Here is a 19,686-nt window from a genome sequence, read left to right as displayed (position 1 = left end):
ATGCAGAGCTTAGAATGATCCAAGACCGATTAAACAACCGACCTAGAAAACGATTAGGATTTAAAACCCCCAATGAAGTCTTTAATCAATCTTTAAACCGTGTTGCACTTCGTGTTTGAATCTACGATATTTTTAGTTTAACTTAGCCCCAACCCTCCTTGGCTGGGCATTAGCCTGCCTACAGAAGGAATTGATGGTGATTTCAAGGCGCCAATCGAAGATTTGCCTGGAATCCAGTTATCTATCCAGAATGCTCCCTCCCGATCCATCCAGAACAGCAAATTCAGACAATGTTTTGGTGGTGGGTAGAGTGGTGGGTAGAAAGCCCTCAAAAAGAAAGAGCCCCGTGGATAGGGGCTCTAAGGGTGCTACTGGCGGAAGGGGCGGGATTCGAACCCGCGGTAGGCTATTAACCTACGTACGCTTTCCAGGCGTATGACTTAAACCGCTCATCCACCCTTCCGGAAACGATCGATTATACGGATAACGAAGGAGTGGAGCAGATTTGCTTAGAGCGCCTCTTTGAGTTGATCCAAAATTGCCGGGTTTTCAAGGGTAGAAGTATCTTGAGTCACCTCTTCGCCTTTAGCGATCACACGCAACAAGCGACGCATGATCTTTCCGGAACGGGTTTTTGGTAAGTTATCACCGAAGCGCACATCCTTAGGCTTAGCAATAGGTCCGATCTCTTTGCCAACCCAATTACGCAACTCAGCTGCAATCTTCTTGGCTTCATCACCCGTTGGACGACCACCCTTCAGAACGACAAACACGCAAATAGCTTCGCCGGTCATATCATCTGGTCGACCAACTACGGCTGCCTCAGCTACCAATGGATTGGCAACTAAGCAAGACTCAATTTCCATAGTTCCCATGCGGTGACCAGAAACGTTCAACACATCATCGATACGACCGGTAATAGTGAAGTAACTAGTCTCTTTGTTACGAATCGCACCGTCACCAGCAAGATACAAAGTGCCGCCCAACTCTTCTGGGAAATACGATTTCACGAAACGATCGCTGTCATTCCAAATATTGCGAATCATGGAAGGCCATGGACGCTTCACAACCAAAATGCCGCCTTGGCCATTGGGTACATCATGGCCCACCTCATCCACAATCGCTGCCATGATGCCGGGTAATGGCAATGTGCATGATCCTGGGATCATTGGTGTTGCGCCTGGCATTGGAGAAATCATATGGCCACCAGTTTCGGTTTGCCAGAAGGTATCTGCAATTGGGCAGCGTGAACCACCAACGTTCTCGTAGTACCACATCCAAGCTTCAGGATTAATTGGCTCTCCAACTGAACCTAAGAGACGCAATGAAGATAAATCGTAACTCTTAGGATGAATAGCAGCATCATTACTAGATGCTTTGATCAGCGAACGAATCGCTGTTGGTGCTGTGTAAAAAATGGTTGCTTTGTGTTTTTGGATCATGTCCCAGAAACGCCCAGCATTTGGATAGGTAGGAACGCCTTCGAACACAATCTCAGTCGCGCCCACTGCGAGCGGGCCATAAGTAATGTAGGAGTGACCTGTGACCCAGCCAATGTCAGCAGTACACCAGAACACATCGTTTGACTTGATGTCAAAGGTCCACTTCATGGTCAAAATAGCCCACAGCAAATAACCACCGGTAGAGTGCTGCACACCCTTTGGTTTGCCTGTTGACCCAGAGGTATAGAGCACGAAGAGAGGATGCTCTGCACTCACCCACTCTGGCTCACACGTAGCAGGCTCATTGGCAACAACATCATGCATCCAAGAATCGCGGCCAGCAGTCATGGGAATATTGCCGCCGGTACGCTTATAGACGATGACATTTTTGATTTTTTCACATTCGCCTAAAGCTAATGCTTCATCAACAATCACCTTGAGTGGCAATGCTTTGCCACCACGGAATTGCTCATCAGCCGTAATCACAGCTACCGCACCAACATCAACAATTCGCTCTTGCAATGACTTAGCGGAGAAGCCACCAAACACCACTGAGTGTGTTGCACCAATACGAGCACAGGCTTGCATGGCAACAATGCCTTCGATTGACATTGACATGTAAATAATGACGCGGTCGCCAGACTTGATGCCCATCTTACGCAGGGCATTTGCCATTTTGCAAACGCGCTCCAACATCTCTTTATAAGTAACATTGCTTACCTTGCCGTCATCGGCCTCGAAAATAATGGCGACCTTGTCGCCTAGGCCATTTTCAATTTGACGATCTAAGCAGTTATATGAAGCGTTGGTTAAACCGTCTTCAAACCATTTATAAAAAGGCGCCTTAGATTCATCCAAAACCTTGGTGAAAGGCTTTTTCCAGTAGATATTCTCTTTGGCAAGGCGACCCCAAAAGCCCTCATAGTCCTTTTCGGCTTCCGCGCAAAGCTTGTTATAGGCTTCCATTCCAGGGATGGCAGCACCCTTCACAAAGTCAGCAGGTGGGTTAAATACGCGATTTTCTTGTTTTAATGGTTCCATGCTTCACAGCCCTCTTTTTAATAATCAGCCACTCATTTTCTGCATAATGGACACAAAATGATGGGAATACACCCCTTAGAACCTCATAAGATAAGTGAAAACACTTGGGATTTGCTCTATGGCAAACCCTTAAAATAGGGCAAACCTTTACTAATTAAGTCCAAAACATGACAAACATTAAACAAAACGACCTAATCCAAAGCGTAGCAGATGCTTTCCAATTTATCTCCTACTACCACCCTAAGGACTTTATTAGCGCCATGGGCAAGGCCTATGAGCTAGAACAAGGCCCTGCAGCTAAAGACTCCATCGCTCAAATCTTAACTAACAGTCGCATGTGCGCCGAGGGTCACCGCCCACTTTGCCAAGACACTGGTATTTCGGTTGTCTTCCTCAAGGTTGGTATGAATGTGCAATGGCCAGATGCCACGATGAGCGTGACTGATATGGTGAATGAAGGTGTACGTCGTGCCTATCTCAATCCCGATAACATGCTGCGCGCCTCAGTCTTATCGGATCCAGCAGGCAAACGCAAGAACACTGGCGATAACACTCCAGCCGTGATCCATTATGAAATCGTCCCGGGTGACGACATTGAAGTGATTTGCGCAGCCAAGGGTGGTGGCTCAGAAAATAAAGCCAAGATGGCTATGCTCAACCCATCAGACTCTATTGTTGATTGGGTTCTGAAAACTGTTCCTACTATGGGTGCAGGCTGGTGCCCTCCAGGCATCCTCGGCATTGGTATTGGTGGCACCCCGGAAAAAGCGATGCTGATGGCAAAAGAGTCTTTAATGGGCCCAGTAGATATCCAGGATCTGATTGCTCGCGGCCCAAAGAACAAAATTGAAGAATTGCGTGTTGAACTTTATGAAAAAGTAAACAAGCTAGGCATTGGCGCCCAAGGTCTTGGCGGCCTTGCCACTGTATTGGATATTAAGATTTTGGATTACCCAACACACGCGGCTTCTCTACCAGTGGCTATGATTCCAAACTGTGCAGCAACTCGCCATGTTCACTTTCATTTACATGGTGATGGCCCAGCAAAATTAGAGATTCCATCTCTAGCAGATTGGCCAGATGTAACTTGGACCCCGGATACTAAAAAATCGAGGCGCGTTAATGTGGATGCATTGACAGCTGAAGAGGTGGCGAGCTGGAAACCAGGTGAAACGCTTTTACTCAATGGCAAAATCTTGACGGGTCGAGATGCTGCTCATAAACGCATCCAAGATATGCTTGCAAAGGGTGAAGAATTGCCCGTGAGCTTTAAAAATCGCATTATTTATTATGTCGGACCAGTTGACCCAGTCCGCGATGAAGTTGTAGGTCCAGCAGGCCCAACCACCTCTACCCGCATGGATAAGTTCACTGAGATGATGCTTTCTCAAACCGGCCTCCTTTCCATGATTGGCAAAGCAGAGCGCGGACCAGCAACGATCGAATCCATTAAGAAGCACAAATCTGCTTATCTCATGGCTGTTGGTGGAGCTGCTTACTTAGTATCCAAAGCAATCCAATCCTCAAAGGTCATTGGCTTTGCAGATCTCGGTATGGAAGCCATTTATGAATTTGATGTCAAGGATATGCCAGTGACAGTAGCAGTCAATTCTGAAGGTATCGCCGTGCACGACACTGGGCCTAAAGAATGGCAAGCGAAGATCGGGAATATTCCGGTCAAGATTGCTTAATTCCTTGAAGCTTCGTAAGCGCGGTTGATTTCTTGGCACTGATCGGCGTTTTTGATTCTGGCGTTGGGGGTTTATCCATATTGGATGAAGCCCTTGATCAGCTTCCCGAGCACGATTACATCTATCTCGCTGACTCTGCCAATGCTCCCTATGGCGAGAGATCGAGCGAGTGGATTGCAGCGCGTAGCCTTGCTTTATGCCAACACCTTGCTCATGAGGGTTGCGACGCAATCGTGGTTGCTTGCAATACTGCTACCGCCCAAGCGATTAAAGATATACGTCTCAAAATAAACATTCCGATTATTGGGGTAGAGCCAGGCATCAAGCCAGCAGCGATGCAATCTCTCAATGGCATTGTGGGCGTGCTTGCTACTGAAGCTACTCTGAGTAGCGATAAATTTAACGCCCTACTGGCAACACTTCCGCCACATTGTCGCTTTATCAAACAAGCAGGCGCAGGCTTAGTCCCCCTCATTGAAGCAGGCAAAGCTGATGGTGAGGACACGCTCGAACTCTTAGCCAAACATCTAGAGCCCATTCAAGATGCCGGCGCAGATACTCTAGTATTAGGCTGCACTCATTACCCTTTTTTACGCAAAGCAATCCGCAAATTACTGGGCGGTAGCATCACACTCATCGATACGAGTGAAGCCGTTGTGCGCCAACTCAAACGGCAGCTAGAAATCAACACCATAGCGACCCCTGAACATCAGCATGGCTCTATTATCTTCATCAGCAGCAAAGATGAGGGTACGCTCTTAACTATGGCTCAAGATCTAATGTCTTGTGACTTAAGTGCGCATTATGTTTCAGCTCAGTATTTAGGCGGTCTGTAGTGCGCAATTTTTTAGCTCACCTCACTACTCATCTTCCGTTCGATAAAACAGAACGTGTGGTTATTGGCATTGTTCTCTTGTTGCACGCCATGTTCTTTATTGGCTTTCATAAAAGCATGCAGCCCAAGCCTGAAGATAACTTAGATGACACTCGCGTGATGGCCAATCTTGTAAGCCCTGAAGCCAGCAAACAGCCACCGGCTGCGGCCGCACCACCGCCACCTAAGCCACAGAAGCAAGAAAAAAAGAAAACCGTTAACGAAAAATCTTCACGGGCACCCACGCCACCACAGTCTCAACAGCAATCCGCAACACCACCTAGCCAGCAGCAAAGCAAGTCCGATGCACCTACCCCCAATGCCACCGTTGCACCCTCTACGACCGGGGGAGCGAGTGGCACACCGATTCAGACCGATATTGGTAAACTGGTTGTTATCTATCAGCCGGATGCCGATGCTTATTACCCCTCGTTTTCCAAGAGGTCGGGGGAGCAAGGCGAAGTGGTAGTGCGATTGATTATTGATGAAACTGGTAGCGTGGAAGATATTGCCCTGCTGAAATCAAGCACCTTTCCTCGCCTCGATCGAGCTGCATCCGAGATAGGTAGACGTTATCGCTTCAAACCATTTTTAGTAAACGGCTCGCCCACTAGAATTTCCACCAACCTCTTAATTAAATTTAATATAAAGAACTAACAACATGAACACACCATTTGGTTTGGCAAATTTGTGGCTCGAAGGCGATTCCATCACACGCTTTATAGCGCTGGTGCTCCTGTTTTGCTCAATCGTCACTTGGGTTATTTTACTTTCCCGCTTTTGGGATCTGCGCAATCTGCGCAAACTCAAACCTGAGCTAGATAAGTTTTGGCGCGCCACTTCATTTGATCAAGGGCTCTACTCCTTCACCACCCATGCATCCAACCCCTACTACCACATTGCCAAGTCTGCTTTAGATGCATCAGCGCATCACCAAAGCCAATCCACCAATCATCGTGAACTTTTACAGACCCTGAACTATTCAGAGTGGATGTCCAGAAGCCTGAAGAGCGGTATTGATGGTGTCGCCGCTAAATTACAAAAGGGGCTTACCTTTTTAGGCTCTACTGGCGCAACCGCACCTTTTATAGGCTTATTCGGCACAGTTTGGGGTATTTACCACGCCTTGATTGCTATCAGCAGTTCAGGTAGCGCTCAACTCGACCAGGTGGCTGGGCCAATCGGCGAAGCCCTCATCATGACTGCTCTAGGTTTGGCTGTCGCCATTCCAGCTGTTCTTGGCTTTAATGCCATCAATCGCGCCAATAAATTGTTTGTAGCAGATTTAAACCGCTTTGGTAACGATCTGCTTGCTTATTTTGTAACTGGCGCTCGCGTCAAGTCCGAGGAATAAGTATGTCATTTCATATGCAGGATGACCAGAACGAAGAAGGCATCATGGCTGAAATCAACATGACGCCAATGGTGGATGTCATGTTGGTCTTGCTGATCATCTTCATGATTACATTGCCAGTAATTCAGCAAGCTGTAAAAATTGAATTGCCTAAGGCTAATAGCGTCCGCAATGAAGTGAAGCCTGAGTCGGTGCAACTATCAATTGATGCCAAGGGCCAAATTTTTTGGAATAGCTCAGCGATTGACTTAAAGACTTTTGATGGCTATGCCGAAAAAGCCGCTCAAAAGGACCCTCAACCCGAGGTGAATTTACGCGCAGATAAGTCCGTCAAATATGAGTATGTTGCGCAAGTGCTTGCCGCCTCACGTCGAGCCGGCCTTACTAAGTTAGGCTTTGTAACAGAGCCAGACTAGGCTAACTCACTTAATTACCCTTAATGGGTGAGCACTTCTCTGTATATGATTTTGTACCCTCACCCATGGTGGTTGCCAAGAATCCACCTTTAATCGTTTCAATCTTTTTTAATTCACCGCTGACTCTAGAAATTGTAGTGAGAGAGACAACAGTGCCAGCAGCATAGCGCACACCATCAAATTCCTCTGGCGGGAAAGAGGTGTCCGTTAAAAAAGAAATCTTATCTTTAGTAATGGAAACATTTTTTACCTCTTGACGCCCATCACTCCCAATCTGATCTAAATCGCGCTCATCAAAATACACTTTGCCTTTGGAGCCCTTAGAACCCTCCATCGGCGAAACGACTTTCATCACATACTCTTCAGTCAGGTCACGCTCAACTCGCATGCAATTGAGAATGATGGTTTCTGCGCTAACAAAGCAGGCGGGAATAGTAAGGGCTAGCAGCCCCAACAATAGATGCGATGTGTGGAATAGACGAATAGATTTCATAAAACTGGTGCCCGAGGCCGGAATCGAACCGGCACGACTTTTTTGAGTCGGCAGATTTTAAATCTGCTGTGTCTACCGATTTCACCACTCGGGCTCGCACTAACAGTAACTGCCGCGCTATATAAATCAAGACAAGCAAAATTTTAGCATGCGGGGGCGCTATTGACCCGGAAGCACCCCTGCTTGGGTGCTAGAGGGCATACAGCCAAAACGGCTAAACTGTTGCCATGAGATTTCTGACCAAAATTCAAGGGCTGCGCCCAGTCATTCGGGGAGCCCTATGGACTGGTGGTGGGCTGGCATTTTTACTAGCAGTAGTCTGCATGACCTATCTTCTGTCAGCGAAGACCACTATTTCTGGCAGGCAGGTCATCAAGACCCTTGGGGACTCGGTAGTTATCACATTTGACGAGAGCGATGTTCCACACATCAAGGCCAGTAGCCCTAGCGACGCCCTCTTTGCCTTAGGTTACCTTCACGCCACTGAGCGCTCATGGCAAATGGAAATGAATCGTCGTCTCGCTAGCGGTCGACTGTCAGAGATTCTTGGATCAGAAAGCGTCGCAATCGATCGATTTATGCGCACACTGGGGATTAAGCATGCCGCTGAAAAACAGCTTGATCGTTACCCTATTGCTGCCAAACGTTTACTCCAAGCTTATGCCGATGGTGTTAATGCTGGCAACGCGCAACTGGGTTGGGCTTTGCCTCTTGAGTATTTTTTAACTGGCTCTAAACCTGGCTACTGGTCTCCCTCGGATAGCGTAGCTTGGATGCTGATGATGGCCTTGGATTTGGGTGGCAACTGGCAAAAAGAATTGCAACGGCTAGAGCTCTCTCAATTCTTAACAACCGAGCAGGTTTGGCAAGTTCTACCGCCGTTTGTTGCTGGCGACCCAGTGACGCGCGTCGACTTTGCAAAAATGTATCAAGATAACAAAGTATTTAACACTGCTAGACCTAGTCTGCAAAGCAAATCCAATCAGCTGCCACCCAATGAATTGTCGGCACTCTCCACCAATGATCTTCCTGGTGGAAAAGATGGTATTGGCTCAAACAATTGGGCGCTGAGCGGGAAGCGCACTGTCAGCGGCAAACCTTTATTGGCAAATGATCCTCATTTAGGTTTATCAACGCCCGCGGTATGGTACTTTGCCCACCTTGAAGCCCCAGGCTTAAATGTTATTGGTGGAACGCTTCCCGGAATACCAGCGGTGATCTTAGGTAGAACGGATAAATATGCCTGGAGTTTTACAAACACCAATCCTGATGTTCAAGATTTATATATCGAGCAACTCGATGCTAAGTCTCCTGGCATGTACCGCGGACCAGATGGCCCGCTACCCTTTAAAGTTCGCCAAGAAATGATTGAGATTAAAGGTGCCCCACCGCTCCGCTTCCTGGTAAAAGAAACTAGGCATGGCCCAGTGATATCCGATGCTTACTCTCGCGCAAAACGAGCGATTAATACTGAAAAATTTGCGCTGGCTTTACGCTGGACGGCTCTTGATATTGAAAATCAATCAGTCGCAGGTCTGATGGAAATGAATCGGGCAGAGGATTTGGATGGTTTCAAAAAAGCACTCCATAAAAACTACGCCCCCATGCAAAATGTGGTGATGGCCGACCTAGACGGCAACATTAGTTATCAGGCTGCTGGTGTAGCGCCCAAGAGGGTACTGCACCAAGGTCTTTATGGGGTAACGCCAGCACTGGGTTGGGATAAGCAATACGACTGGACAGGCTATGTTCCATTTGAACAACTCCCTGCTAGCAACAATCCCGAGCAAGGATGGATTGCAACAGCCAATCAACCCATCATCGCCAGCAATGATCCAAACCCACTTACAGCCGATTGGGATTTGCCGACACGCTATGACCGTATTGTTCAACTGATTCAGGCTAAAGAGCGGCACGATTTCAACTCCATGAAAACTATGCAAGGTGATACGCTCTCCCTCGGAGCCTTACAATTACTTGATCTTTTCAAGGCAAGCCAATCAAGTCATCCATTAGCTCCAGCCGCCCTAATAATTGCTAAAGATTTTGATGGTGACATGCGTATCGATAGTGCTGGGGCGCTTATTTTTAATGCCTGGGCTGATCAATTCACTCGCAATGTTTTTTCGCGCCTAAGCTACTTATTCACTGAAAATTATGGGGCTAGAAATTTTAGGACCCCCTTAATGCTTCAACTCGCTAATCCGAATAGTCCTTGGTGCGACATCCCCGGAACCCCAAAAATTGAAACCTGCGCAGAGTCTTCAAACGATGCTTTTGATAAAGCCTTGAATCAATTAAGTCAACGCTACGGCAGTGACCCAAGTAAGTGGTCTTGGGGTAAAGGACATGTCGCCTACTCAGAGCATCGCCCCTTTGGTGGCATTCCCCTATTGGGTTATTTTTTCAATTTGGAAACGCCTTTTCCAGGGGATAGCTTCACTGTCAATGTTGGACGACTTGAATTACTCCAAGCAGGCAATCCCTTCGAAACTAAACAGGCGCCTAGCCTACGGACTATTTATGACTTGGCTGATTTAGAAAAATCTGCCTTCATTTACCAATCCGGCCAATCGGGCTGGGTACAGAGTAAGCTCTATCGAAACATGCTCCCACTGTGGGCTAAAAATGAGTATCTAGCTCTACAAATGAAGCCAGAAAAGGTTGAGCGACAACTTGAGCTCACGAATAAACAAAAGTAAACTCAAGCCGTTTAGAATGGTTTATTAGCAAATTGCTCATAGTTACAAAACAGGAATATAGCAACAATGAAAAAACTCCCCATCCTAAATGCCATCATTACTGGACTTATCGCACTGTCAGCAAGCAATGTATTGGCGGCATGGACAGAGATTGGTCAAAATGAACAGTCAACGATTTCGGTAGACACTGCGACATTGCAATCTAGTAGTACTACAGCGCAAATCTTGTCGATGCTCGATTTCAAGAAGCCAGGTGAAGATCCTAAGACCAAAGAACCAGTTAACTCCATCATTGGTCTAAATGAATTTGATTGCAGTAATGCTAAATACCGCCCACTGGAGTTCAAAGTATTTACAGGCAACAAAGGCTCAGGCAAAGTTCTGATTGATCAGCAAACGCCTGATAGCGTTTATGAAGCTATACCTAAAGGTCATTGGGCTGCCGGGGTATACAACGTTGTCTGCAAAGCTAAATAAAACCTATCTTTCCCTGAAAGGTCCTTCCCCTTGGATTTGGCCTCTTATTTTTTGTCCAGTTTTCCTGGCTAGCTGTATTGCGCCGCTAGCTGCACTAGGAAGCTCTGGTACCGCAGCCGCAAGCTCTGTTGGTACTGCCGCTACGACGGCGGCAGTGGCCAACCCAATGACTGCCACCAGCATTGTTTCAACCGCTGCCACCGGCAAATCCCCTTTGGAGCACGCAGCATCGGCTGCCACCAAAAAAGAATGTAGTTTTTTAAATGTTGTGGGCCCAAAACCGATCTGTGAAGACGTACCAATCCCCACCATTAACGATAAAAGTGAAGTCTATTTAGGGCCAGCAGATAAGGCGGATGCGCCCGCTAAATAGGGCCTAGCAAACCCGCCTACCTCCCCATTAGGACAGCAAGCCTGCTCAACAGTCTAAAATCAGCATTTATACGCAATACTTTTGAGCTTGAGACATGAACCAAGAAAATTATTACCTTACCCTCACCTGCCCTAATCGCCCAGGCATTGTTGCCGCTGTCTCTACTTATATCTATCAAGCTGGCGGCGATATTGAGGAAGCCCAGCAATTTGATGACAAAGATTCCAAACGCTTTTTTATGCGTGTGAGCTTTAGTTGTGCAGTTGATGCCGAAACCTTGAGAAAAGGTTTCGTTGAAATTGCCAAGCGTTTTGAGCTCAATTGGAACTTACGCGCGGTGAAAGACTTGAAACGTGTCTTAATTATGGCCTCTAAATTAGATCATTGTCTGGTAGACCTTCTCTACCGCTGGCGTATTGGTGAATTACCCATGATCATTTGCGGCATTGTTTCCAATCATCCACGTGAGGTGTACTCCAGCATCGACTTCGCTGATATTCCGTTTTATCACCTACCCGTCACACCCCAAACCAAACCGGCGCAAGAAGCAAAGTTATTGGAGATTGTTACCGAATCCAAAGTTGATATGGTGATCTTGGCGCGCTATATGCAGATTTTGTCAGATGATCTGTCCACCAAGTTATCTGGTCGCTGCATTAACGTACATCATTCCTTCTTACCCAGCTTTAAGGGTGCTAAGCCATATCATCAGGCGCATGCACGTGGTATCAAGCTAATAGGCGCAACAGCTCACTTTGTAACAAGTGATTTGGATGAGGGTCCTATTATTGAGCAAGACGTCACCCGCGTGACCCACGGCGATACTCCAGAAGATTTGGTACGCAAAGGTCGAGACTTGGAGCGCACCGTTTTATCTCGCGCCCTGCGTTACTACCTGTACGACCGCGTGTTGATTAATGGCACAACCTCAGTTGTCTTCTCGGATTAGATAATCGCTTACCTGCAAAGGATTAAGGTCTCACGCCTGGAGACTCTAAGGTCATCCCCCGAGCACGCCACATCAGAAATAGTTCTAGCTGCGCCATTTCTGGCGAACCATATTCAAACTGCTGAGCCCTCACCCCGCTCATGCAGTTGCGTAATCTTCGCTGCAAAGAACCCAGACCCTGCCACTCAAGACGATAAATAGGATAAGCAGTTGGATGAGCTTGCGGTATTACACTGCCACCTAACTTTAATCCAGCACGATCTTCATGGCATTGCGCACAAGAGAGATTGAGTTGCCCCATTCTGGTATAGAACCACTGGCGCCCCTTTTGCAAAGGAACCTTATTCGCCGAAGTCTCACTGACGACAATGGGAAGACCCTTAGATTGGGTTCCCACAAATGCCGTTAAAGCGAGCAATTCTTTACTCTCGTAAGTCAATGCCGCAGCATGCTGCCTAGAAACTCGACATTGATTGATTTGACCTTCAAGCGTTTGTAGTTTGCCTTGCGACATTTTTGGAAGACGGACTGCAACACCACGCATTGAGTGTCCAGAATCACCATGGCAAGAGGCGCAGGAAATATTAAGCTTACCAGCCTTCTCTTGCCACAGGCTTTGGCCATCCAACACCCAAAACTGCGCGGGGTTTAAGTTGGGATCATCTTGCATAGCCCGATTCTCGGGCGACATTAGATCGTAGCTCGATTGCCTAGCAGCGTAGCCTATTGAAGACCATAGCAGCGCAAGCAAGAATGTAAAAGCTAAAAAAGATTTCACGTGACAGTGATTTGACTTTGGTTGACCGCCTCATAACCATCATCACCTTGCCATTCAAATTGCAGGGTTCCTGATTCTGTGGCGATCGTAGTAAAAATAATCAATGGATTGGCCCCGGTCCCCGGATGAAATTCTGCTCTAAATATTTCTGTACCGTTGTATTGGCAGGTGAAGAACCGAATAATATCTCTTGGTATCAGCTTGCCAGCATCGGTATAGCGATACCCTGTTTCCATGTCATGCTGAGCAATCGCTCTGATCTCAATAATGGAATCTTTCTTGGCCTGCGCAGGCATGGTGATAGAAGTCCGGGACGTCTTACTCATATCGACTCCGTACAGGCAGACAGAGTCACCAGCGTATCTGCATATCCCTGCCAAAAACTGCCATCACTCATTTGCGCAATCGCCCAGACACGCTGACTCTCTCCAAGGCGAACACGGGTTGTAATGTTGGCAGTGCCAGAGCGAGGCGTTAAAAATGCGCTAAAGATATTCGGCAATGGGTTGCCTTCTGCTATCACATGAATTGCTTTGACGTAATCCTGCGCCGTCATTGGACTCTCTACGCTAACCTTTAGTAGCACTAGATTACCGTTTTCCACTAATGTCGGAATCACCAATTTAACGCGCCCCTCTTTCGGAGTTTGAGAGCCAACAATTTTCGCGATGGCTGCCATTGCCTCTGGCTTCTTGGCAAAAGCTAGCCTGGGATTTAACCAAGCCCCAATGCTCAAAAAGCTCAGCACTGATAGCCAGCGACGGCGTTGATCATTCTGCAGATTCATTATTTATGCGTTCATTGAAGATAGGTTTGATTTAAATTCACTAGAAAAGCAACAATATCCTCGATTTCTTGCGCACTTAAAATCGTTTGCCCAATCCATTTTGGGCCAACTCGGTTCAGTTGCTCGGTTTTGTAATACGCTGGCATGATAGTGTCGGGATTAAAACGGCTAGGATCAACAATATGTGCGCGCAATTGTGCGGCCGATAAGTTAGCGCTACTCACCCCTAAATCGGGCGCCAAATTACCCTGAAAGCGCTCCTCCGGAAAGGGCCCGTTATGACACAACAAACACAAGCCAGTTTGCCTGCTCACAACAATAGCCCTACCCCGCGCTGGATCACCCGCAGAGGTAGTCAGAGGTTCGACCTGCAGACCGTTACCCAAAACCTGAGAACGCACGGGAGCAATAAAACTAAGGATGGCGAGTAACAATACTATGGGCGCATACCTTATTCCCATTGAGCTCAATGAAATAGCCATGAGCACCCTCCTAAAGTTTCTTTATATTGGGACAATCGATAAATGCCTCTGCTTTTCTTGAGCTTATCTTAACTAAAAAACCATATATTGCTATGCAACATAGATCGATGAGCGTTAAGATTCCCCCATGATCTCCGGACTCGTACAAATACTGTTATTTCAAAGCCTAGGGGAAATCATCTCTCGCTTTGCTCTACCTACCCTACCGGGCCCCGTGATTGGTTTGGTCTTGCTAGTCATCTGGCTCGTATTGAGAAAAGGGGTAGACGAACACCTCGCGCTTGTTGCCGATGGTTTTAGTCAATACTTTGGACTCTTATTCGTCCCAGCCGCAGTGGGAGTGGTCTTATTTCTTCCCCAGCTCAAAGCCAATGCACTCGCAATCGTTTGTGCTTTGGTGACCAGCGTTGTCCTCACAATTGGCTCAAGCGCTCTAGTTGTGCGCTTCTTCAGCAGCAAGATATCCGATGAGTGAAAAGCATTCCATCGTCGAGATTTGGGTTTACCTTTCAGGTAGCCCTCTTTTTGCACTCTTTATTACTCTGGCCGCTTATCAAATTGGCCTGTGGATTTACAAATCTACAAAACAAAATCCGCTAGCCAATCCTGTAGCTATTGCTATTCTTTTAGTGGCGAGCACCATCCAAGCAATTGATATGCCTTATTCGAGCTACTTTGAAGGCGCTCAATTTATTCACTTCTTATTGGGTTCGGCCACAGTATCTTTGGCGATTCCCATATATCGAGGTCTAGCCAGCCTCAAAGGCAGATCTATTCCACTATTACTCTCCCTAATTGCTGGCGGTCTAGTGTCTATTTTTAGCGCAGTCAATATTGCCTCGCTACTAGGGGCGGACTCCAGTATCACTGGTGCGATGTACCCCAAATCAGTCACCGCACCGATTGCCATGGGGATTGCTGAACGGATTGGGGTATCGCCAACACTAACCGCCATCTTTGCTGTCACTACTGGTATCTTGGGAGCTATCCTAGCGCCCTTTGTCCTAAATGCCTTGGGGATGAAAGCGTGGTGGCAAAGAGGATTTGCGATTGGTATTGGGGCGCATGGCATTGGTACATCCCGCGCCTTTAGCATCCACCCTGAAGCCGGAACTTACGCGAGCTTAGCCATGGGAATGAATGGTGTGATTAGCGCTGTTGCTATTCCCATCATTTATCACTTGTTTAATTGACAACTATCTTTAAGCGGCAAGTAATTCCGGAATCAATACATGCTTCACTTTAGGCTTAATCGTCTTTCTGGCTTTCCACAAATCATAAGCAGTCTGCTGAGATAACCAAGCGCTTGCGCTTCCACCATTCTCGATTCCAAGCCAAGCTTCGATACGCAAAGCCATCTCTGGAGAGATGGCTGCCCTTGCATTCAAAACACGAGATAAGGCTGGACGAGTCACCCCTAACTGCTCTGCTGCAGCTGTCACAGAAATACCCAAAGCAGGCAATACATCGTCACGCAATGTAAGTCCTGGATGGGGAGGGTTAAACATTTTTTTCATATTAATAATTTAGTGATAATCGTGATAGTTAACCAAGATCACATCTTCACCTTCAAACCTAAAAGTCATTCTCCAATTACCGCCAACCATCACAGAAAAATGTGCAGCCAACTTTTCCTTCAGGGGGTGCAATCTCCACCCCGGAATATTCATATCATCAGAGCAGTTTGATTCATTTAGATTAAACTACATTCGTTGTGAGCTCATGCTCTTCCAAGTCAATAAGGATTTATTAATACTGCTGTTTCATTGCATCACTGACTGCATCACCCAATATAGCGATCAGATTTTCCAGCTCTGCAGCAGTAGAAATAAATGGTGGACCGACAGCAATAGCATCACCAGCAACCCTGACAAGTGCACCTCTTTCAATACAAGCTTCCAGCACCTTCATCGCACGCAGACCTGGCTTACCAGGTACGGGATCTAATTCAATGGCGCCCGATAAACCAAAATTGCGAATATCCAATATTCCTGAATGGCCTTTAAGTGCATGTAGCGCATTTCCCAATACAGGCTCAAGTGCTTTAGCGCGATGAATCAAATCATCTGACTCAAAAATATCTAGCACCGCATGAGCAGCAGCTGTTGGAATGGGGTGGCCCGAGTAGGTGTAGCCATGAAAGAACTCAATCATTTGCTCTTGACCGCCTGCAGCAATGATCGCGTCATAAATATCACCTCGCACTAAAACACCTCCCATGGGGATGACGCCATTCGTAATAGCCTTAGCAAAGGTAATCATGTCTGGTATTACGCCAAATCGATCCGCGCCAAAATTAGCGCCCAATCGACCAAAACCCGTAATCACTTCATCAAAGATTAATAAGATCCCATGCTTAGTGCAGATCTCCCGAATCTTTTGCAAATATCCCTCCGGTGGAACAATCACGCCAGTAGAGCCTTGAACAGGCTCTAGTATTACTGCCGCAATCGTATTGGCATCATGTAAGGTCACGATTTTCTCTAACTCATCTGCTAAATGTGCACCCCATGTAGGCTGCCCTTTTGAGAATGCCATTTGCGAAAGATTGTAGGTATGTGGCAAGTGGTCAACTCCAGGCATCATCATGCTGGCAAACATTTTGCGATTAGCAACCATCCCTCCAACTGAAATGCCACCAATACCAACACCATGGTAAGAACGATCTCGACCAATCATACGAATCCGCGATCCATTCCCCATTACGCGGTGATATCCAATCGCAATCTTCAGTGCCGTATCGACCGCCTCTGATCCAGAGTTCGTGAAAAATACTTTATCTAGACCCTTGGGCGCCATCTTGGTAATGCGACTGGCTAATGTAAAAGTAGCTTCGTTGGCCATCTGGAATGCAGGGCAGTAATCCATCTTTTCATACTGCCGAGCAATCGCTGCACCAATACGCGGATCAGCATGCCCCAATGGTGAGCACCAAAGCCCAGAAAGACCATCAAACAACTTACGCCCATGATCGTCGTAGTAGTAAGCTCCTTTAGCTGACTGCATGATCTTAGGGTGTTGATGAAAGTAGCGATTCGGTGTGTATGGGAGCCAATAGGCCGACATATCAATCGACGCTGGAATATTTGAAGCTGCTGTCATGTATTTCTCAATGATTTTTTAGTAATGTTTTGTTACGCTTGTTTTTCTAATACTATATTACCCATCACCAATTGGATACCGAAATGAAGACTTTGAAGCTCAAGACCAAACCATTGATTAGCTTGCTGCTAGGCATTTCATTGGCGACCGGTCTTTTCAGTCAAGCCATGGCTGCAACAGACTCCGATTGGCCCAAAAAGCCCATTGTGGCAATTTTGACATTTCCGGCTGGAGGCTCAACCGATGTGTTTGCGCGTTCGGTTGCTGCACCCTTAGGGGATGCACTTGGGCAATCCGTCATTATTGAAAATAAGCCAGGTGCTGGCGGCATGATTGGCCTGCAAGCAGCAGCAAAAGCAGCGCCTGATGGCTACACCATTCATATTAGTGCGCTCACCAATCAATCGATCTCGCAAGCACTCTTTACTAATCCACCAGCAGATCTTCGCAAAGACTTTCTACCGGTCGCTCAGCTAGGATCGATTCCACACCTGATTGAAGTAAATCCGAGTGTGCCAGCTAAAAACTTAACTGAGTTAATTGCCTTTATTAAATCTAAGAATGGTAATTTTAATTATGCTTCCCAGGGTAACGGTAGCCTCTCACATCTTGAAGCGACCTTATTTATGCAGCGTATTGGTGCCACCGGCACACATATCCCTTACAAAGGCAGCAGCTTTGCTTTGCCTGATTTAATTGCCGGCAATACCTTAATGATGTTTGATAGTGTGACCGCTTCACTACCGCATATTCAGAGCGGTAAATTGCGCCCGATTGCGATTGCCGCTTCAGAGCGCTCCCCTTTAATGCCCAACGTGCCTACCCTGGGTCAAGATGGCATGAAGGCGTTTGATGTAGAAAATCTTTACGCTGTTTATGTGCCCAAAGGCACATCGCCTGCTATCGTGAATCGTCTAGAGCGAGAAATTCGGAAGATTTTGACTAATCCAGACTTCAAAGCACGCATGGCTAATCAAGGGATTCATCCTGAATTTGCAAATGCCGACCGCCTTGCGGAAACCACCACAGCGGAACACGCTAAATGGGAAAAAATAGTCAAGTCAGCCAATGTTAAAGTTGACTAAATTCATCTAACTAAAAAAGTGCCTTGATGCTTATTTCACCTCCATTTGGCGGCGGTCGCGCGCCGGTATTAGCGAAAAATGTCGTAGCAAGTTCTCAGCCACTGGCAACCCAAGCGGGTATTGAAGCCCTGCAAAATGGCGGCAATGCCGTTGATGCCGCCCTAGCTAGCGCCATCACACTGACTGTTGTTGAGCCCACAATGAATGGGCTTGGTGGTGATGGCTTTGCATTGATCTGGGATGGCAAGAAACTGCATGGCTTAAATGCTTCTGGACGCGCACCTCAGGCTTGGTCGCCAGAATTCTTTGCAGGTAAGACAGCTATGGACCTGATCGGCTGGAACACCGTCACTGTGCCAGGCATGGTGGCGGGATGGATTGAGCTCTCCCGCAAGTTTGGCAAACTACCTTTTACGCAATTATTTAAACGTGCCATCGACTATGCAGAGAATGGCTTTCCCGTATCTCCAGTGATCGCCCGTCAATGGCGTGAAGCGATTCCAGTCCTTCGCAAACAACCTGGATTTTTAGAGTCGTTCTGTGTTGATGGCAAATCTCCTGCCGCCGGAGAAATCTGGCGCTACCCAGCACAAGCCAATACGCTTAGAGAGATTGCTACTACCGAAGGGGAGTCTTTTTATAGCGGTGCTCTTGCCAAAAGCATGGTGGAGTTTTCTCAGGCTACGGGCGGCTGCTTCACGCTGGCCGACTTTGCCGCCAATAAGCCAGAATGGGTTGAGCCTTTGGCTTTTGATTATGGTGAATACACTCTCCATGAAATCCCCCCCAATGGCTCAGGCATTGCAGCACAGATGGCACTCGGTATTTTGCAAGCAGCCAACGCCAAACAATATCCTGCAAATTCTGCAGCGCGCATTCATTTACAGGTAGAGGCGATGCGCCTCGCTTTTGCGGATGCTTATGCTCATGTATCAGATAAGAGCTCGATGACGACTCCAGGATCTAGCTTGCTAAATCGTGACTACTTAGCCAGTCGCGCAGCGCTCATTGATCATCAACAGGCTGGCACCTATGCTGCTGGTGCCCCACACTCAGGAGGTACGGTCTACCTTTGTGCTGCCGATGACTCGGGCATGATGATTTCGTATATTCAATCAAACTTTAAAGGCTTTGGTTCTGGCGTAGTTGCACCGGGTGGGATTGCATTTCATAACCGCGGTATGAGTTTTAGCCTAATGAATGGTCACCCAAATCAAGTCGCACCAGGCAAGCGCCCTTTCCACACCATCATTCCTGCATTCTTAAGCAAAGGCGGCAAACCTGCTATGGCTTTTGGTGTAATGGGTGGCAATATGCAGCCGCAAGGACACATTCAAGTAGTGATGCGTTTCGTGGATGAATACCTCAATCCCCAAGCCTGTTCTGACGCGCCACGCTGGCGTATTGATGATGCAGGTAAATTGACTGTAGAGGCGTCAATGCCAGCTACTGTAGTGGAAGATTTAAAGACTCTGGGACACGATGTCACCGTGATGCCTGCCAATAGCCTAGACTTTGGTAGCGCTCAAGCCATTGCCTTGCTAGGCGAAGATACTGCCTCTGGATATATTGCTGGAAGTGACCATCGCAGGGATGGGTTGGCGGCTGGTTTTTAGATTTAAGCTAATCGACTAGTTACA

General features: G+C 47.2%; 21 protein-coding genes, 2 tRNA genes and 2 pseudogenes. 14 read left to right on the top strand and 11 right to left on the bottom strand.

Going from position 1 to position 19,686, the window contains the following annotated elements; all coding sequences use genetic code 11:
* Window positions 1–119: pseudogene (locus tag ICN46_RS12195) on the top strand (IS30 family transposase); the annotation flags it as partial.
* Window positions 120–372: 253 nt separating this feature from the next.
* Here ICN46_RS12195 and ICN46_RS10650 read toward each other — a convergent pair.
* A tRNA-Ser gene (locus ICN46_RS10650) sits at window positions 373–463 on the bottom strand.
* Window positions 464–509: 46 nt separating this feature from the next.
* Window positions 510–2,483, bottom strand: a complete 1,974-nt coding sequence (acs, locus tag ICN46_RS10645; protein WP_216208543.1) for an acetate--CoA ligase — start codon at window positions 2,481–2,483, stop codon at window positions 510–512.
* Between the two features lie 167 nt (window positions 2,484–2,650).
* On the opposite strand from acs, the gene ICN46_RS10640 reads away from it, so the two are divergent.
* The 5 genes from ICN46_RS10640 to ICN46_RS10620 are packed head-to-tail and all read left to right on the top strand — an operon-like array spanning window position 2,651 to window position 6,818.
* Window positions 2,651–4,174, top strand: a complete 1,524-nt coding sequence (locus tag ICN46_RS10640; protein ID WP_216208540.1) for a fumarate hydratase — start codon at window positions 2,651–2,653, stop codon at window positions 4,172–4,174.
* 32 nt (window positions 4,175–4,206) lie between these two features.
* Window positions 4,207–5,010, top strand: coding sequence for a glutamate racemase (murI, locus tag ICN46_RS10635; protein WP_216208536.1), 804 nt, complete (start codon window positions 4,207–4,209; stop codon window positions 5,008–5,010).
* Window positions 5,010–5,705: a TonB family protein gene (locus tag ICN46_RS10630; RefSeq protein WP_216208534.1), complete on the top strand. Its 696-nt coding sequence runs from the start codon at window positions 5,010–5,012 to the stop codon at window positions 5,703–5,705. The genes murI and ICN46_RS10630 overlap by 1 nt, the downstream gene beginning before the upstream one ends.
* A gap of 4 nt (window positions 5,706–5,709) precedes the next feature.
* Window positions 5,710–6,402, top strand: a complete 693-nt coding sequence (locus ICN46_RS10625; protein WP_216208530.1) for a MotA/TolQ/ExbB proton channel family protein — start codon at window positions 5,710–5,712, stop codon at window positions 6,400–6,402.
* A 2-nt stretch (window positions 6,403–6,404) separates the two neighbouring features.
* Window positions 6,405–6,818 carry an ExbD/TolR family protein gene (locus tag ICN46_RS10620; protein ID WP_216208527.1) on the top strand — a complete coding sequence of 138 codons (414 nt, stop codon included), beginning with the start codon at window positions 6,405–6,407 and terminating at the stop codon, window positions 6,816–6,818.
* A 10-nt stretch (window positions 6,819–6,828) separates the two neighbouring features.
* Here ICN46_RS10620 and ICN46_RS10615 read toward each other — a convergent pair whose 3' ends face one another.
* Both ICN46_RS10615 and ICN46_RS10610 read right to left on the bottom strand, forming a co-directional pair.
* Window positions 6,829–7,311: a hypothetical protein gene (locus ICN46_RS10615; protein ID WP_216208524.1), complete on the bottom strand. Its 483-nt coding sequence runs from the start codon at window positions 7,309–7,311 to the stop codon at window positions 6,829–6,831.
* A gap of 5 nt (window positions 7,312–7,316) precedes the next feature.
* Window positions 7,317–7,405: transfer RNA gene (locus ICN46_RS10610), tRNA-Leu, on the bottom strand.
* A gap of 133 nt (window positions 7,406–7,538) precedes the next feature.
* On the opposite strand from ICN46_RS10610, the gene ICN46_RS10605 reads away from it, so the two are divergent.
* The 4 genes from ICN46_RS10605 to purU all read left to right on the top strand — a co-directional run bounded on the left by ICN46_RS10605 (window position 7,539) and on the right by purU (window position 11,812).
* Complete coding sequence (locus tag ICN46_RS10605; RefSeq protein WP_216208519.1) at window positions 7,539–10,013, top strand: penicillin acylase family protein; 2,475 nt, start codon at window positions 7,539–7,541, stop codon at window positions 10,011–10,013.
* A gap of 66 nt (window positions 10,014–10,079) precedes the next feature.
* Window positions 10,080–10,490 carry a surface-adhesin E family protein gene (locus ICN46_RS10600; RefSeq protein ID WP_216208518.1) on the top strand — a complete coding sequence of 137 codons (411 nt, stop codon included), beginning with the start codon at window positions 10,080–10,082 and terminating at the stop codon, window positions 10,488–10,490.
* A complete protein-coding gene (locus ICN46_RS10595) occupies window positions 10,471–10,863 on the top strand; it encodes a hypothetical protein (protein WP_216208516.1) in 393 nt (130 codons plus the stop codon). Before ICN46_RS10600 ends, ICN46_RS10595 begins: the two co-directional genes overlap by 20 nt.
* A gap of 94 nt (window positions 10,864–10,957) precedes the next feature.
* Complete coding sequence (purU, locus tag ICN46_RS10590) at window positions 10,958–11,812, top strand: formyltetrahydrofolate deformylase (protein WP_216208511.1); 855 nt, start codon at window positions 10,958–10,960, stop codon at window positions 11,810–11,812.
* 22 nt (window positions 11,813–11,834) lie between these two features.
* Here purU and soxA read toward each other — a convergent pair whose 3' ends face one another.
* The 4 genes from soxA to soxX all read right to left on the bottom strand — a co-directional run bounded on the left by soxA (window position 11,835) and on the right by soxX (window position 13,859).
* Entirely contained in the window at window positions 11,835–12,482 is a 648-nt protein-coding gene (gene soxA, locus ICN46_RS10585; RefSeq protein ID WP_255538844.1) for a sulfur oxidation c-type cytochrome SoxA, read from the bottom strand.
* Between the two features lie 104 nt (window positions 12,483–12,586).
* Complete coding sequence (locus tag ICN46_RS10580; RefSeq protein WP_216208508.1) at window positions 12,587–12,916, bottom strand: thiosulfate oxidation carrier complex protein SoxZ; 330 nt, start codon at window positions 12,914–12,916, stop codon at window positions 12,587–12,589.
* Window positions 12,913–13,377, bottom strand: coding sequence for a SoxY-related AACIE arm protein (locus ICN46_RS10575; RefSeq protein WP_216208505.1), 465 nt, complete (start codon window positions 13,375–13,377; stop codon window positions 12,913–12,915). The genes ICN46_RS10580 and ICN46_RS10575 overlap by 4 nt, the downstream gene beginning before the upstream one ends.
* Window positions 13,378–13,388: 11 nt before the next feature.
* Complete coding sequence (soxX, locus tag ICN46_RS10570) at window positions 13,389–13,859, bottom strand: sulfur oxidation c-type cytochrome SoxX (RefSeq protein ID WP_255538843.1); 471 nt, start codon at window positions 13,857–13,859, stop codon at window positions 13,389–13,391.
* 127 nt (window positions 13,860–13,986) lie between these two features.
* Between soxX and ICN46_RS10565 the strand changes: the two genes are divergently transcribed.
* Window positions 13,987–14,334: a CidA/LrgA family protein gene (locus tag ICN46_RS10565; RefSeq protein ID WP_216208500.1), complete on the top strand. Its 348-nt coding sequence runs from the start codon at window positions 13,987–13,989 to the stop codon at window positions 14,332–14,334.
* The gene (locus ICN46_RS10560; protein WP_216208497.1) at window positions 14,327–15,052 is read left to right on the top strand and encodes an LrgB family protein; all 726 of its coding nucleotides are present in this window, start codon (window positions 14,327–14,329) and stop codon (window positions 15,050–15,052) included. The genes ICN46_RS10565 and ICN46_RS10560 overlap by 8 nt, the downstream gene beginning before the upstream one ends.
* A gap of 9 nt (window positions 15,053–15,061) precedes the next feature.
* Here the strand turns inward: ICN46_RS10560 and ICN46_RS10555 are convergent, their stop codons facing one another.
* The 3 genes and pseudogenes from ICN46_RS10555 to aptA all read right to left on the bottom strand — a co-directional run bounded on the left by ICN46_RS10555 (window position 15,062) and on the right by aptA (window position 16,961).
* A complete protein-coding gene (locus ICN46_RS10555; RefSeq protein ID WP_216208493.1) occupies window positions 15,062–15,376 on the bottom strand; it encodes a HigA family addiction module antitoxin in 315 nt (104 codons plus the stop codon).
* A 9-nt stretch (window positions 15,377–15,385) separates the two neighbouring features.
* Window positions 15,386–15,538: pseudogene (locus tag ICN46_RS10550) on the bottom strand (type II toxin-antitoxin system RelE/ParE family toxin); the annotation flags it as partial.
* Window positions 15,539–15,608: 70 nt separating this feature from the next.
* Window positions 15,609–16,961 carry an omega-aminotransferase AptA gene (gene aptA, locus ICN46_RS10545; protein ID WP_216208487.1) on the bottom strand — a complete coding sequence of 451 codons (1,353 nt, stop codon included), beginning with the start codon at window positions 16,959–16,961 and terminating at the stop codon, window positions 15,609–15,611.
* A gap of 83 nt (window positions 16,962–17,044) precedes the next feature.
* On the opposite strand from aptA, the gene ICN46_RS10540 reads away from it, so the two are divergent.
* Together ICN46_RS10540 and ICN46_RS10535 are read left to right on the top strand one after the other, a co-directional pair.
* Entirely contained in the window at window positions 17,045–18,046 is a 1,002-nt protein-coding gene (locus ICN46_RS10540) for a Bug family tripartite tricarboxylate transporter substrate binding protein (protein ID WP_255538842.1), read from the top strand.
* 26 nt (window positions 18,047–18,072) lie between these two features.
* Window positions 18,073–19,662 carry a gamma-glutamyltransferase family protein gene (locus ICN46_RS10535; protein WP_216208484.1) on the top strand — a complete coding sequence of 530 codons (1,590 nt, stop codon included), beginning with the start codon at window positions 18,073–18,075 and terminating at the stop codon, window positions 19,660–19,662.
* Window positions 19,663–19,686 lie beyond the last annotated feature (24 nt).

Source organism: Polynucleobacter sp. Latsch14-2 (genome assembly GCF_018881925.1).
Classification (GTDB): Bacteria; Pseudomonadota; Gammaproteobacteria; order Burkholderiales; family Burkholderiaceae; genus Polynucleobacter.
This window is presented reverse-complemented; position numbering and strand designations above follow the sequence as displayed.

Bases quoted from the DNA above. Each gene is read 5' to 3' on its own strand.
- ICN46_RS10555 (WP_216208493.1), bottom strand. From the start codon at position 15,376: ATGAAAAAAATGTTTAACCCTCCCCATCCAGGACTTACATTGCGTGAC.
- ICN46_RS10605 (WP_216208519.1), top strand. From the start codon at position 7,539: ATGAGATTTCTGACCAAAATTCAAGGGCTGCGCCCAGTCATTCGGGGA.
- ICN46_RS10535 (WP_216208484.1), top strand. From the start codon at position 18,073: ATGCTTATTTCACCTCCATTTGGCGGCGGTCGCGCGCCGGTATTAGCG.
- ICN46_RS10540 (WP_255538842.1), top strand. From the start codon at position 17,045: ATGAAGACTTTGAAGCTCAAGACCAAACCATTGATTAGCTTGCTGCTA.
- ICN46_RS10580 (WP_216208508.1), bottom strand. From the start codon at position 12,916: ATGAGTAAGACGTCCCGGACTTCTATCACCATGCCTGCGCAGGCCAAG.
- soxA (WP_255538844.1), bottom strand. From the start codon at position 12,482: ATGCAAGATGATCCCAACTTAAACCCCGCGCAGTTTTGGGTGTTGGAT.
- ICN46_RS10640 (WP_216208540.1), top strand. From the start codon at position 2,651: ATGACAAACATTAAACAAAACGACCTAATCCAAAGCGTAGCAGATGCT.
- aptA (WP_216208487.1), bottom strand. From the start codon at position 16,961: ATGACAGCAGCTTCAAATATTCCAGCGTCGATTGATATGTCGGCCTAT.
- ICN46_RS10600 (WP_216208518.1), top strand. From the start codon at position 10,080: ATGAAAAAACTCCCCATCCTAAATGCCATCATTACTGGACTTATCGCA.
- ICN46_RS10620 (WP_216208527.1), top strand. From the start codon at position 6,405: ATGTCATTTCATATGCAGGATGACCAGAACGAAGAAGGCATCATGGCT.
- soxX (WP_255538843.1), bottom strand. From the start codon at position 13,859: ATGGCTATTTCATTGAGCTCAATGGGAATAAGGTATGCGCCCATAGTA.
- ICN46_RS10560 (WP_216208497.1), top strand. From the start codon at position 14,327: ATGAGTGAAAAGCATTCCATCGTCGAGATTTGGGTTTACCTTTCAGGT.
- ICN46_RS10625 (WP_216208530.1), top strand. From the start codon at position 5,710: ATGAACACACCATTTGGTTTGGCAAATTTGTGGCTCGAAGGCGATTCC.
- acs (WP_216208543.1), bottom strand. From the start codon at position 2,483: ATGGAACCATTAAAACAAGAAAATCGCGTATTTAACCCACCTGCTGAC.
- ICN46_RS10615 (WP_216208524.1), bottom strand. From the start codon at position 7,311: ATGAAATCTATTCGTCTATTCCACACATCGCATCTATTGTTGGGGCTG.
- purU (WP_216208511.1), top strand. From the start codon at position 10,958: ATGAACCAAGAAAATTATTACCTTACCCTCACCTGCCCTAATCGCCCA.
- ICN46_RS10575 (WP_216208505.1), bottom strand. From the start codon at position 13,377: ATGAATCTGCAGAATGATCAACGCCGTCGCTGGCTATCAGTGCTGAGC.
- ICN46_RS10565 (WP_216208500.1), top strand. From the start codon at position 13,987: ATGATCTCCGGACTCGTACAAATACTGTTATTTCAAAGCCTAGGGGAA.